The sequence below is a fragment of the uncultured Lutibacter sp. genome, assembly GCF_947495725.1.
In the GTDB taxonomy this organism is placed as follows: Bacteria; Bacteroidota; Bacteroidia; order Flavobacteriales; family Flavobacteriaceae; genus Lutibacter.
In genome coordinates this window covers 665934-679485 of sequence record NZ_CANLZZ010000002.1, presented here as the reverse complement: position 1 = coordinate 679485, position 13552 = coordinate 665934, and the positions used below count along the sequence as shown (strand labels likewise).

12 protein-coding genes are annotated in these 13552 nt (G+C 32.6%); 9 read left to right on the top strand and 3 right to left on the bottom strand.

Annotated features, from left to right (window positions below):
- Positions 1 to 5: 5 nt before the first annotated feature.
- Genes Q0776_RS06355 through nirB form a run of 3 tightly spaced genes read right to left on the bottom strand, consistent with a single transcriptional unit; the run spans position 6 to position 3531 of the window.
- Complete coding sequence (locus tag Q0776_RS06355; RefSeq protein ID WP_298366133.1) at positions 6 to 590, bottom strand: DUF4202 domain-containing protein; 585 nt, start codon at positions 588 to 590, stop codon at positions 6 to 8.
- Positions 591 to 614: 24 nt separating this feature from the next.
- Complete coding sequence (gene nirD / locus Q0776_RS06350; protein WP_298366131.1) at positions 615 to 992, bottom strand: nitrite reductase small subunit NirD; 378 nt, start codon at positions 990 to 992, stop codon at positions 615 to 617.
- A 22-nt stretch (positions 993 to 1014) separates the two neighbouring features.
- Positions 1015 to 3531 (bottom strand): nitrite reductase large subunit NirB, encoded by a 2517-nt coding sequence (gene nirB / locus Q0776_RS06345; RefSeq protein ID WP_298366129.1) that lies wholly within the window; start codon positions 3529 to 3531, stop codon positions 1015 to 1017.
- A 124-nt stretch (positions 3532 to 3655) separates the two neighbouring features.
- On the opposite strand from nirB, the gene cobA reads away from it, so the two are divergent.
- The 9 genes from cobA (at position 3656) to Q0776_RS06300 (ending at position 13465) form a co-directional block, all read left to right on the top strand.
- Entirely contained in the window at positions 3656 to 4432 is a 777-nt protein-coding gene (cobA, locus tag Q0776_RS06340) for a uroporphyrinogen-III C-methyltransferase (RefSeq protein WP_298366127.1), read from the top strand.
- Positions 4433 to 4479: 47 nt separating this feature from the next.
- Positions 4480 to 5193 (top strand): Crp/Fnr family transcriptional regulator, encoded by a 714-nt coding sequence (locus Q0776_RS06335; RefSeq protein WP_298366124.1) that lies wholly within the window; start codon positions 4480 to 4482, stop codon positions 5191 to 5193.
- 224 nt (positions 5194 to 5417) lie between these two features.
- Positions 5418 to 6833: an MFS transporter gene (locus tag Q0776_RS06330; RefSeq protein ID WP_298366123.1), complete on the top strand. Its 1416-nt coding sequence runs from the start codon at positions 5418 to 5420 to the stop codon at positions 6831 to 6833.
- Between the two features lie 238 nt (positions 6834 to 7071).
- Complete coding sequence (locus Q0776_RS06325) at positions 7072 to 8454, top strand: CmpA/NrtA family ABC transporter substrate-binding protein (protein ID WP_298366121.1); 1383 nt, start codon at positions 7072 to 7074, stop codon at positions 8452 to 8454.
- Between the two features lie 83 nt (positions 8455 to 8537).
- Positions 8538 to 9629, top strand: a complete 1092-nt coding sequence (locus tag Q0776_RS06320) for an ABC transporter permease (protein ID WP_298366119.1) — start codon at positions 8538 to 8540, stop codon at positions 9627 to 9629.
- 18 nt (positions 9630 to 9647) lie between these two features.
- Positions 9648 to 10487, top strand: a complete 840-nt coding sequence (locus Q0776_RS06315; protein ID WP_298366117.1) for an ABC transporter ATP-binding protein — start codon at positions 9648 to 9650, stop codon at positions 10485 to 10487.
- A 32-nt stretch (positions 10488 to 10519) separates the two neighbouring features.
- Positions 10520 to 11350, top strand: coding sequence for an ABC transporter ATP-binding protein (locus tag Q0776_RS06310; RefSeq protein WP_298366115.1), 831 nt, complete (start codon positions 10520 to 10522; stop codon positions 11348 to 11350).
- 31 nt (positions 11351 to 11381) lie between these two features.
- Positions 11382 to 12629, top strand: a complete 1248-nt coding sequence (locus Q0776_RS06305; protein ID WP_298366113.1) for an alginate export family protein — start codon at positions 11382 to 11384, stop codon at positions 12627 to 12629.
- 149 nt (positions 12630 to 12778) lie between these two features.
- Positions 12779 to 13465 carry a response regulator transcription factor gene (locus tag Q0776_RS06300; protein WP_298366110.1) on the top strand — a complete coding sequence of 229 codons (687 nt, stop codon included), beginning with the start codon at positions 12779 to 12781 and terminating at the stop codon, positions 13463 to 13465.
- Positions 13466 to 13552 lie beyond the last annotated feature (87 nt).

Genomic DNA, 13552 nt, shown 5'->3' with positions numbered 1-13552 from the left:
AACTTTTAACTAAGTGCTTTTGTAATAAGTTCTAATGCCGATTTTGGCAATTCTAATTTCAACGCAGCTTCGTGCCCTTTCTCAGACATTTTTTTCCACGTTTTCTGAACAATATCAATCAGTTTTTCTTCAGCATATTTTTTAGAAAATTTTAAAAAATAAAATTCTAAAAACACCAAGCAAACAACATCTTCTAGAGTTTGGGTATCCGCATTTTTTTTCAATTGTTTTTTCAATAGTAAAAATTCAACTTCATTAATAACTTCTTTACTATACCCAACTTCTTGTAAAATTTCAGTAGCTTTTTTTGCGTGAAAATCTTTTAAATCTTTTCGCCAAGTTAAATACCCAACTCTATTCATTTCATAAGAATCTCTTGGAATTTCCCATCTACAAATATGCTGGCAACGTACTGTTAGTTGCAATGCTTCAGACGAATTTGGAGCGAATTTATCTAATTGCGCCGTCATACGTTCCGCATAAATTAATTCTTTTGGAAACTCTTTCCCTTCAAAAACCTCAATATTAGGATCTTGTGCGTTTGCTTTATCAAATAACTCTATTGCTTTTTTAAATTTTTCTGATTGCATAAATGATAAGATTTAAAGCCAAATCTATTCAGAAAATCCGATATACACAAAGTTGCCTTCTATTTTCACAGGATAAGTTGCAATTGGAGCTAAATCTCCATTTAAATTTTCGCCAGTTTCTAGTGAAAATGTTTTTTTATGTAACGGACAAGCTACTTTAGGAATTCCTTTATCATCACCAATCATACCTCTTGACAATACATTTTCTTTTTTCTCCGGAGATAAATTTTGACAAGCGTACCATTTATTTCTTCTTTCAAAATTAAAAACTGCAATCTGCAAATCTTTATATTTTACACAAACACCGCCATTTTTTGCGAATTTATTAACCTCAGCAGTCTTAAACCAAACCTTTACGTCACTTTCTTTAACTGTACTGTATTTATTTAAAATTGTATCCATTTTTCTTTAGTTTAAAAAATTTTTAATTCCAAGCCGCAGGTTGTTTTTGCTCTCTCATTGGAACAAACACAATATTATCGTCTGTTGCTTCAGAATTTACAAAATGTTGAAATCTTGAAACCATATCATCATTTTCAATAGCTTGTTTCCATTCACATTGGTATGCATCCACCAAACTTTGCATTTCAGTTTCTAATTCTTTTACAATATTTAAGCTATCATCAATAACAATTTTTTTCAACTGTTCAATTCCTCCTTCTAATTTATCTAACCAAGTTGAAGTTCTCATTAATGGCGCAGCAGTTCTTATGTAATACATAAAAAATCTGTCTAAATATTTTATTACAGTTTCATTATCTATTTGCTCGGCTAATAATTGTGCGTGGCGTGGAGTTGCTCCACCATTTCCACCTACATACAAATTCCATCCACCTTCAACAGCAATAATTCCAAAATCTTTTCCTCTTGCCTCGGCACACTCTCTAATACAAGCAGAAACACCACCTTTAAATTTATGCGGAGAACGCAAACCTTTATACCTATTTTCTAATTCAATGGCAAAACCTACACTATCGTCCATTCCATATCTACACCAAGAAGATCCAACGCAACTTTTTACAGTTCTTAAAGATTTTCCATACGCGTGACCACTTTCAAAACCAGCATCAATTAATTCTTTCCAAATAGCAGGTAAATCGTTTAGCTGCGCACCAAATAAATCGATACGCTGACCACCCGTAATTTTTGTATATAAATTGTATTTTTTTCCTACTTGACCAATTACAATTAGTTTGTCTGGTGTAATTTCTCCTCCAGGAATTCTTGGCACTACGGAATAGGTTCCGTTTCGTTGAATATTTGCTAAAAACTTATCGTTTGAATCTTGAATTACTTCTTCTTTATTTGCAGTATCATTGTATAAACTTGCAAAAATTGAAGCAACTAAAGGCTTACAAATTTCACAGCCATCACCTTTTCCACACGTATCAATAGCTTCGTCAAAGGTTTTTAGTTGTTTTACTTTAATAATTCCGAATAATTCTTGACGTGTATATGCAAAATGCTCACAAATAGTTTCTTTCACTTCTTTACCAAGTGATTTTAAGGTTTCATTTACCAAATCAACTACCATTGGCTTACAACCTCCACAACCTGTTGTTACTTTGGTTTTAGAAATTACATCCGCTAAACTATTACAACCGCCTTCAGTTATTGAAGAACAAATTGCTCCTTTTGTAACACTTTCACAAGAACAAACCTGCGCAGCATCAGGAATATCCATAGCACTTCCAAAAGATGAACCTCCTTCTCCTCTAGCGCCTAAAATTAATTCTTCAGCATCTTCAGGAATTGGCAATCCGTTTAAATATATTTGATGAAACATATTATAATCCGATGCATCACCAATTAAAATTCCTCCTAATAGTTTTTTCCCATCGTGACTTACATTGATTCTTTTATATAAATCTTTAGTTTTATTTTCAAAAATTATTGAATACCCTTTTTCAACTGGCATAAACGGTTCTCCAAAACTAGCCACATCAACACCAATTAATTTTAATTTGGTTGACATGTCAATATCTTCAGTCATTAAAGTTTCTGAAGTTCCCAAAATTTGATCTACAGCAACATCAGCCATTTCGTAACCTGGAGCAACCAAACCATAAATCATATTATTATATAGAGCTACTTCACCAATTGCAAAAATTTCAGGATCTGAAGTTTGCATTTTTTTGTTCACCACAATTCCGCCACGTGTTCCCATTTCTAAACCACAAGTTTTCCCCAACTCATCACGCGGACGAATACCAGCAGAAACCACCAACATATCAACATTAATCTTGTCGTATTCACCAAACTCCATTCCAGTGATTGCGTTTTCACCTAAAATTTTATTAGTTGCTTTAGACAAATGAATATGGATTCCCATACTCTCCAGCTTATTTTTTAAAACACTACTTCCTCTAGTATCTAACTGACGCGGCATTAATTTGGAAGCAAATTCAACAACGTGAGGTTCTAAACCCATATCCATTACTGCTTTTGCAGCTTCTAAACCTAAAAGTCCACCACCTAAAACCGCAGCTTTTGCTTCTGGATTGGTCTTTTTAAGTTGATCAGCATACGCCATCATTCCTTCCAAATCTTCAATGGTTCTATATACAAAAACACCTTCTTTTTCTACACCTTTTATTGAAGGCACAAAAGCAGAGGAACCTGTAGCCAATACTAAATAATCATAACTAAATGTTTTCTCATTTATAGTAGTAATTGTTTTTGAAGCTCTATGAATATCTGTAACTCTTTCATTTGTAATTAGCTCAATATTATTCTCTTCATACCAAGAACGCGGAGCCATTTCTAATGCTTTTGCATCACCATTTTCGAAAAATTCACTTAAATGAACCCTATCATAAGCAGGCCTTGGCTCTTCACCAAAAACCGTAATTTTAAAATTTTCAGATGTTTTTTTTGCTACAAATTTCTCACAAAACTTATAACCAACCATTCCATTTCCTATTACTAATATTGACTTCATACTACTATTTTTTAAGTATTACATTACAAAACTACGTATTTTTACTTAATTAAACTACGTATTGTGGTTTTTTTTACGTATTTTCGCAAAGAATATTAATTAACATACTTATATTTACCTTATTATGTTTATAAAAAACAACAACTCAAAAGTAACATTAGTAGGCGCTGGCCCCGGCGACAAAAATTTAATTACATTAAAAGGTTTAAAAGCTATTGAGCAAGCAGATTGTATTTTATATGATGCTTTAGTAAATCCAGAAATTTTAGAGTATGCAAAAAAAGGGACACCTTGTATATATGTAGGAAAAAGATTTAACAATCATAGATTAACTCAAGATGAAATTAATCAATTATTAGTTCTAAAAGCTCAGGAATTAGGACATGTTGTAAGACTAAAAGGAGGCGATCCATTTGTATTTGGTAGAGGCTCTGAAGAAATTAACTACATAGAATCTTGCAATATTTCAACAGAAATAATACCCGGAATAAGCAGCTCTTTAGCGGTACCTTCAATGCAAGGAATCCCACTTACTAAAAGAACTATAAATGAAAGTTTTTGGGTAATTACCGGCACAACTTCCAACGGAAATATTTCAAAAGACATTGAGCTTGGCGCTCAATCTTCCGCAACCTTGGTTATATTAATGGGACTACGTAATTTTTCACTAATCATGGAAAACATCAAAACCCATAGACATAAATTTACACCTTTTGCAATTATACAAAATGGTTCTCTTCCAAATGAAACAATTGTTATAGACACTATAAATAACTACAAAAATATCATTGAAACAATAGATTACTCATCACCAGGAATAATTGTAATTGGAGATGTGGTAGCCGAACACCCTTCATACTTAGATGAAGAAATTCAACGTGTACTTAATTCCTATATTTAAATTAAAAACACGCCAACCTTAAATTACAACTACTAAAATATTTTTGTATGAGAACAAAAGTTGAATGCAACACCTGTTTAAACACAAACTGTTTAATAAAAAAAAATATTTCTTCCGAATTAATGCAAGAACTTGCTCTTTTGAAGAATACTATTTCTTGTAAAAAAAATCAGCAATTTATATTAGAAGGCACCCCAACTAATGGATTATTTTTTGTTTATAAAGGGAAAGCCAAGGTATTAAAAACAGGAATTTACGGAAGGGAACAAATACTCCGATTTGTTAATGACGGTGAAATCATTGGACATAGAGGATTTGGCATTCAAAAAAATTACTCCATTGGAGCCTCCACTCTAGAAGACACTATTTTATGTAATTTTTCAAATGACACACTAAATGAAATGCTCCAAAAAATACCGAGCTTAACTTTAGATTTTATGAAATTTTACGCTGAAGAACTAAATAGATCTGAAACAAAAGTTAAAACAATTGCGCAAATGACAGTTCGAGAAAAAGTTGTAGACACCTTATTATATATACATCGTAAGTTCGGAACAAATCACAAAGAATTTTTAAACATTCAATTAAAAAGAAAAGAAATTGCAGATTTCGCCGGAACAACAGACGAACAAGTTATTAGAACTATATCTGCCCTTAAAAAAGAAGGACTTTTAACTATTCAAGGAAAAAAGATTGGCATACCAAACCTACACCTTTTACGGAAAGAAATATCCGAGCACAATTATTTTTTAGATAGCTAAACTCCACTTTTTAGAGTTGATTTCGAAAATACGTAGTTACATTTTTGTTCTGCGTATTTTTTATTTATCTCATTATCCGTTCTTTATTCATATTTTATGTCTTTTTACAGTTTTTTATATGTGTATTAATTTATTTTTAAAAACCTTTTACCACATTCTATAATGCCCCATACTTATATATTTGCACAAACTACGTATTTTTACGTATATTAAAATTTTAAATTATGAGCACTACAGAACTTAAAAAATCGTCAAAACTAGAATTATTAAAATTAAGCAATCCAGCAACAAGAACTTTTTGGATTACGTCAATAGCATTTTTCTTATGCTTTTTCGCTTGGTTTGGAATTGTACCATTTATGCCAGATGTTGTTAGAGATTTAGGATTAACTCCAGATCAAAAATGGAATTCAATTATTCTGGCGGTATCTGGAACCGTTTTTGCCCGCTTACTTATTGGAAAATTAACTGACAAATACGGACCACGTTTATGCTATACCTGGTTATTAATCTTGGGTGCAATACCCGTAATTGCTATAGGATTTGTTCAAACACCACTGCAATTTTTAATTTGTAGATTATTTATTGGTTTCATCGGAGCGTCTTTCGTAATTACACAAGTACACACATCTATTATGTTTTCACCTAGTATTGTTGGGACAGCAAATGCCACTTCTGCAGGATGGGGAAATTTAGGTGGTGGCGCCAACAGATTAGGTATGCCCATTATTGCTGCAGCCGTTGTAAGCTTTGGAATTGCCGACCAAGCAGACGCATGGAGATATTCCATGATAATTGCAGGAATTATTTGTTTTGCAATGGGACTTATATACTTCTTCTTTACCCAGGATACACTTAATGGTAACTTTAAAGAACTAAGAGAAAAAGGTCAACTACCTAACTCTAAAAAAGACCAAGTAGGATTTTTAGAAGTACTTAAAGATTATAGAGTTTGGATTCTTTTTATAGTATATGCTGCTTGTTTTGGAATTGAGCTAACAGTATATGGCACTATGGATGATTACCTTCAAAACACATTCCAATTAGAACGAGCAACCGCAGGAAACATTGTATTATCTTTTGCTTTAATGAATATATTTGCAAGAACATTAGGGGGATTCTTTGGAGATAGATTTGGAAAAAAATTCGGATTAAGAGGACGAGTATTATTTTTAGCCGCTATTCTGGCCGTTGAAGGAATTATGTTAGCTTCATTTTCTAGCATATCAGCATTATATGTAGCCATAGCATTTCTTGTAGCCTTTAGTTTATCAGTTCAAATGGCAGAAGGAGCAACATTCTCGGTAGTTCCATTTATCAATAAAAAAGCAATAGGATCAATTTCAGGAATTGTTGGAGCCGGAGGAAACGTTGGTGCATTTTTTGCTGCGATTTTATTAAAATCTAAATCTGCCTTTGCAGAAAAAGCCGCAATATCAGCAAATGAAGGCATGAGCACACAAGCAATAGAAGCAGCACAATCTGCCGCATCTTCAGCAGCCGTCTCTAGCGGATATTTTATTATTGGAGGATTAATTGTTGTAACCTCCTTAATTTCACTTGCAATTAAATTTAATACTGAACAGGAAACAGAAGAAAATGAAATTAGAGAACTAAAACTAGCTTTAGCCGACAAATAAAAACCAAAACATATCTTTTTAAAAATACGTAGCACTCACATAGTGCTACGTATTTTTTTATTCACTCTTTTTCTTTCTCTTACTTTATTTCTATGTTTTACCGCAGGTTTTACACTGCTTAAAAAGTGAACTAAACAAGCTTTTTTACATAGCTTGGCTCACAACATACGTATATATTTGCAATGTAATTACGTATTTATACGTATTTAAAAAGAATAACTATTTAAATCTATACATTATGAAAACAACTACACTCAAAACATTAGTGCTTTTTGCTTTAGTAATTTTCGCTTCATGCGGAACCGAAACTAAAAAGACTTCTGAAGCAAAATCTGAAGAAACTACGACAGAAAGTAAAACAAAAAAGTTAGAAATAGAAAAACCTCAGCTTACTTTCGGCTTTATTAAACTAACAGATATGGCGCCTTTGGCAATCGCCAAAGAAAAAGGTTTTTTTGAAGATGAAGGATTATTTGTTTCTGTAGAAGCGCAATCAAACTGGAAAAATATTTTAGACCGTGTAATTGACGGACAATTAGACGGATCGCATATGTTAGCTGGTCAACCAATTGCAGCTGGAGCAGGATTTGGTAGACAAGCGGAATTGGTTACCCCATTTTCTATGGATTTAAATGGAAATGGAATCACAGTATCAAATGATGTTTGGAGTAAAATGAAACCGAACATTCCAGTTGATGGAGACGGAAAACCAGTTCACCCAATAAAAGCAGACGCTTTAAAACCTGTAATTGACGCATACAAATCTGAAGGAAAAGCATTTAAAATGGGAATGGTATTCCCCGTATCAACACACAATTACGAAATTAGATATTGGTTAGCAGCAGCAGGAATTCACCCTGGACTATATACTAAAGAAAACATTCAGGGACAAATTGATGCAGAAGTATTATTATCTGTAACTCCGCCACCACAAATGCCTGCTACATTAGAAGCTGGAACAATTTATGGCTACTGTGTAGGTGAACCTTGGAACCAACAAGCTGTTTTTAAAGGAATTGGAGTACCAGTAGTCACTAACTACGACATTTGGAAAAACAATCCAGAAAAAGTATTTGTTATGACAAAGAAATTTGTTGAAGAAAATCCCAACACTGCTATTGCAGTTACAAAAGCTCTCATTAGAGCAGGAAAATGGTTAGACGAACCTGGCAACAGAAAAGAGGCAGTTAAAATTTTATCTATGTCGCAATATGTTGGTGCGGATGAAGTAGTACTTGCAAATTCAATGACTGGAACTTTTGAATTTGAAAAAGGTGATAAAAGAGAAATGCCAGACTTTAATGTATTTTACAGATACAACGCAACATACCCTTTCTATTCAGACGGTGTTTGGTTTTTAACTCAAATGAGACGTTGGGGACAAATTCCTGAAGAAAAACCAGCAGATTGGTACGATTCTAAAATCAAAGAAATTTATAGACCTGATATTTGGAAAAAAGCTGCAGACTTATTAGTTACTGAAGGTTTAATCCCTTCAACTGACATTCCAACAACAGATGGATACAAACCAGCAACTACAGATTTTATAGACGGAAACAAGTTTGACGGTAAAGACCCTATCGGATACATAAACAGTTTTAAACTAGGAAACAAAAACTAAATAATACTTCTTCTCCTCTTGAATTAATACGAAAAAGAGGAATTGCAAAAAAATGAAACATTATTTGTTTAAAAACTTTAAAAATGAGTGATAAATTAATAAAAATAGTACGGTTTATTGGATTAGGTTTTTTAGAACCAGTAATCAGACTTTCAAGAGGAGAGGAAACCAAAAAGAATTTAACTGATATTCTTAAAAAAATAGTTGCTCCGTTAGCTTCAATTCTACTTTTCATTTTACTATGGCAAAGTGGAGCTACCGCCTTATTCAATACAGAAGCGGAATATAGAATTGAAAAAGCATTTAATGAGCAAGGGCAAAAAGCAGCAGATGAAATGGCCGTCTGTATTGAATCTGGTGAAATCAGCTGCCAACCAAACACGCTACCTTCCCCATCACAAGTAAATGCTTCATTTAATTCACTATTAAAAGATCATAAAGTAATTAGCGCCGATAAAAAAGCATTTAAAGAAAAAACGGCAGCATTAAATAAACAACGAATTGCTGAAGGAAAAGACCCAATTGTTTACACAGGAAGACCTTCATTTGTAGACCAGATAATTACAAGTATTAAAACAGTATTTGCGGGGTTTCTATTAGCAATTTTTATTGCAGTTCCCATAGGAGTTGTAATTGGTTTAAGCGAAACTTTACGAAGTTCTATTAACTGGTTAATTCAAATTTTTAAGCCCGTATCTCCAGTAGTTTGGTTATTATTAGTTTTTATGATTGTAAAAACTTTAACCAAAGATTCTGACACTGACAGCTCGTTTATTATTTCGTTTATCAGTGTTGGATTATGCTCTATGTGGGCTACATTGGTAAACACTGTAATGGGAGTTTCAACAGTAGATAAAGACATCTTAAATGTTGCCAAAGTGTTAAAACTTGGACCAATACAAAAAGTATTTAAAGTGATTTTACCATCATCATTACCCTTAATTTTTACAGGATTAAGAATTACACTTTCTGTTGCTTGGATGGTATTAATTGCTATTGAATTACTAGCTCAAAGTCCAGGTTTAGGCTCATTTGTTTGGGAAGAGTTTCAAAATGGAGCAAACGATTCAAACTCGAAAATTATTGTAGCAATGTTTGTAATTGGAATCATCGGTTTCTTACTAGATAGAATTATGTTAACTATTCAAAAATTTGTGTCTTTCAACAAAGATTAATAAGTAAAACAACTATTTATGGCATATTTAGAATTAAACAATGTAAATAAAACTTATGGTAAAGGCGCGAACGCTACCGAAGTATTATCGAATATAAACCTCCACATTGAAGAAGGTGAATTTGTTGCTATTGTTGGCTTCTCTGGAAGCGGTAAAACAACTTTAGTAAACCTAATTAATGGACTGCTTCAACCTACAAGCGGAGAAGTTTTGTTTAAAGGAAACCCAATTATAGATACAAGTCACGAAAGAGGTGTAATTTTTCAAAATTACTCACTACTTCCTTGGTTAACTGTTTATCAAAATATAAGTGTCGCGGTTAAAGAAACGTTCCCAAAAGAAAGCAAGCAATTTAGAGACGAAAGAGTTAAAGAATATATAGAAATGGTGAATCTAACTCCTGCAATTCACAAAAGACCAAAAGAACTTTCTGGTGGAATGCGACAACGTGTTTCTATTGCTAGAGCTTTAGCTATGGATCCGGAAATGATTATTATGGACGAACCTTTAGGAGCACTTGATGCGCTAACAAGAGGAAATTTACAAGATGAAATATTAAATATCTGGAACAAAGACAAACGCACAGCATTACTAATTACCAATGATGTTGACGAAGGAATTTATATGGCAGATAGAATAATCCCTTTACGTCCAGGCCCAAACGCAACTTTAGGTCCTGAATTTAAAATAAACATAGAAAGACCAAGAGACAAGACATCTTTAAATGACGATCCTGAATTTAAAAAAACAAGAAATGGAATAATTGAGTATTTAATGGAAATTGGAGAAGAAAGATCAACTTCAACAGACGAAACCGAATACGAATTACCAGATCTTGAACCTAAATACTTTGACTAACAGAAGAAATTCACAGGTAAAAACAAAAAACTATGGCCCTACTATCAAAAAATAAAAGACCTGATATCATTACAGAAAATGGTATTGAATATACTTCAAAAGTAATGCTAGATTTACAAGATTTAAAAAAAGTATATCCAACACCAAAAGGTGATTATGTAGTACTTGAACATTTAAATCTTCAAATAATGAAAGAAGAATTTGTTACCATAATTGGTCATTCAGGTTGCGGAAAGACAACAATGCTTTCAATGATTGCGGGTTTAAACCCAATTTCGGATGGAAGAATATCAGTTTTAAGCACCCCAATAAAAGGTCCCGGACCAGACAGAGGTGTAATTTTTCAATCTCCTAGTTTAATGCCTTGGTTAACAACTTTAGAAAACGTAATGCTAGGAGTACGACAAGTTTTCCCACAAGCAAAAAAGAAACAGCGAGAGGATATTTGCAAATACTATTTAAGTAAAGTTGGTCTTGAAGGTTCATTTTACAAAAAAGCAAGTGAACTTTCTCAAGGAATGCAACAGAGAGTTGGAATTGCAAGAGCATTCGCTATAAAACCAAAAGTACTGCTACTAGACGAACCATTTGGAATGTTAGATTCACTAACAAGAGGTGAACTACAAGATGTATTAATTGAAATTTGGAATAAAGAAAAAATTACAGCTGTAATGATTACACATGATGTGGATGAAGCAATATTTTTAGCCGACAGAGTGGTAATGATGACAAGCGGACCTAGAGCCAAAATTGGAGACATTCTAGACATTGATTTTAAAAGACCAAGATCTAGAAAAGCCATTATAGAACACAATGATTACTACAAATATAGAAAGCATTTAATTGACTTTTTAGAACATTAAATACAACTATTAACTATTTAAAATAAATACAATGAAAATCAAATTTACACTTTTAACCGCACTGTTATTAATAACAATAACCGCCACTGGGCAATTCTCATTAAGTGGAGAACTAAGACCTCGAACAGAATATAGAAGCGGGTTTGGAAATTTAATTGCCGATGATGCAGAACCAGGTTTTGGAATATCAACACGAGCACGTTTAAATTTCGGATATAAATCTGAAGGGTATAATTTATTTGTAAGCTTGCAAGATGTTATGGTTTGGGGAGAAAACAGACAAATACTTCCATTTGATCAAAATAATTCATTTGCCGTTTTTGAGGCTTGGGCCGACATTAAATTAGGCGAAAGAACTTCAGCCAAATTAGGACGTCAATCTATAGTTTATGACGATCAAAGAATTTTTGGAGGACTTGATTGGGCACAACAAGGCCGTAATCATGATGCTGCAATATTAAAACACAAAAAAGGCAGCTTTTTATTTGATCTAGGTTTAGCATTTAACCAAGATTATAGTCATCCTACAGGATTTATTTCAGCAGGAAACAATTACAACACAACTGGTTTCTTCTCTTACAAAACTATGCAATATGCATACTTAAAAAACAATTGGGATTCTTTTTCAGGAAGCTTATTATTATTAAATAACGGTTTTCAAGAAGTGGAAGATGTGAGTTATTTACAAACTATTGGAACTCATTTAAATTATAAAAAAGACGCATTTGGAGCAGCGGCAAATTTGTTTTTACAAACTGGAAAAAGACAAGGAGAAGTTGATATTAAAGGTGCTTATTTAGCAAGTTTAGATTTCACTTATAAAGCTACAGATAAAACAACCTTTGGAATTGGAGCCGAAATTATTAGCGGTAATGATGCTGATGCAGGTGAAACAGGAGCATTTTTCCCTCTTTATGGGACCAACCACAAGTTCAATGGTTTTATGGATTATTTCTATGTTGGAAATCATGCAAATTCAATTGGATTATTTGACATTCATGCAAGTGCCAATTTTAATCTTGGAAAAGGATCTAGCCTACTTGTAAAAGCATTAAACTTTTCTGGTGAACAAGAATTACCTAGCGGTGAAAAATCTTTAGGAACAGAAATAGATTTAGTTTACGCAAAAACTTTTAAAGGATACACATTAAAACTTGGTTACTCTCAAATGTTTGCAAGTGATGGAATGTACGAACTAAAAGGACTAGACAAATCATTAGCCGCTAACGGTCAAAATTGGGCGTGGGCAATGCTTGTATTCAAACCAAAATTCCTATAATAAATATCTTTATCAACTGGTTACTTAAAAGACACCCCAACTTTTAAGTAACCTTTTTTCTCTAAAAAAACTATCTCTAAGTATTAATTACGTACATTTTAAAATTACGTATTTATAATGTATCTTCGTAACTATAAAAAACCAAACCATTGAAAGATAACATTAGTATTGTTTTAGTTGACGACCACTCAATTGTGCGAGATGGAATAAAATACCTTTTAGAGGAAGATGAAAATTTAAAAGTAATTGGAGAAGGTTCAAATGGCTTAGAAGCCATAGAACTAGTTAAACAATTACAACCAGACATACTAATTATTGATGTTAGAATGCCTGAAATGAATGGAATTGAAGCCGTTAAAACAATCAATTCTAAAGCAACTAACACAAAATCAATTGTGTTATCAATGCACGACTCAGAAGAATACATATTAGAATCTATTGAAGCCAACGCTATGGGCTACTTATTAAAAGACGCGAGTAAATCTGAAGTTTTAAAGGCAATCCATACCGTTTATAATGGAGAAAAATATTTTAGCGGAGATATTAGCAACATCATCGTAAACAATCTTCTTAAAAAAACTACAACGGCATCTTTATCAAATACAACTACTCAAGAATTACCAAAAGAAACTTCTACTAAAAAGCATAATCTTACAAAAAAAGAAATTGAAATTCTTGAGCTAGTGTTACTAGGAAAAACCAATAAGGAAATCTCAGAAGTATTAAATAAAAGTAAAAGAACCATAGAAACACACCGTTTTAACTTAATGAAAAAAATGGATGTTAAAAATCTTATAGAATTATCAAGCAAAGCCAAAGAACTAGGTTTTATATAAATCTAAACCAAAAAACATATTCACTTAAGTAATATCCAAAATAAATTACGTATTTTATTACGTATTTATACGTATTTTTATTATATT

Coding starts and splice junctions, on each gene's coding strand:
- Q0776_RS06325 (WP_298366121.1), top strand. CDS start 7,072: ATGAAAACAACTACACTCAAAACATTAGTGCTTTTTGCTTTAGTAATT.
- Q0776_RS06355 (WP_298366133.1), bottom strand. CDS start 590: ATGCAATCAGAAAAATTTAAAAAAGCAATAGAGTTATTTGATAAAGCA.
- Q0776_RS06330 (WP_298366123.1), top strand. CDS start 5,418: ATGAGCACTACAGAACTTAAAAAATCGTCAAAACTAGAATTATTAAAA.
- Q0776_RS06320 (WP_298366119.1), top strand. CDS start 8,538: ATGAGTGATAAATTAATAAAAATAGTACGGTTTATTGGATTAGGTTTT.
- cobA (WP_298366127.1), top strand. CDS start 3,656: ATGTTTATAAAAAACAACAACTCAAAAGTAACATTAGTAGGCGCTGGC.
- Q0776_RS06335 (WP_298366124.1), top strand. CDS start 4,480: ATGAGAACAAAAGTTGAATGCAACACCTGTTTAAACACAAACTGTTTA.
- Q0776_RS06310 (WP_298366115.1), top strand. CDS start 10,520: ATGGCCCTACTATCAAAAAATAAAAGACCTGATATCATTACAGAAAAT.
- nirD (WP_298366131.1), bottom strand. CDS start 992: ATGGATACAATTTTAAATAAATACAGTACAGTTAAAGAAAGTGACGTA.
- Q0776_RS06315 (WP_298366117.1), top strand. CDS start 9,648: ATGGCATATTTAGAATTAAACAATGTAAATAAAACTTATGGTAAAGGC.
- Q0776_RS06305 (WP_298366113.1), top strand. CDS start 11,382: ATGAAAATCAAATTTACACTTTTAACCGCACTGTTATTAATAACAATA.
- nirB (WP_298366129.1), bottom strand. CDS start 3,531: ATGAAGTCAATATTAGTAATAGGAAATGGAATGGTTGGTTATAAGTTT.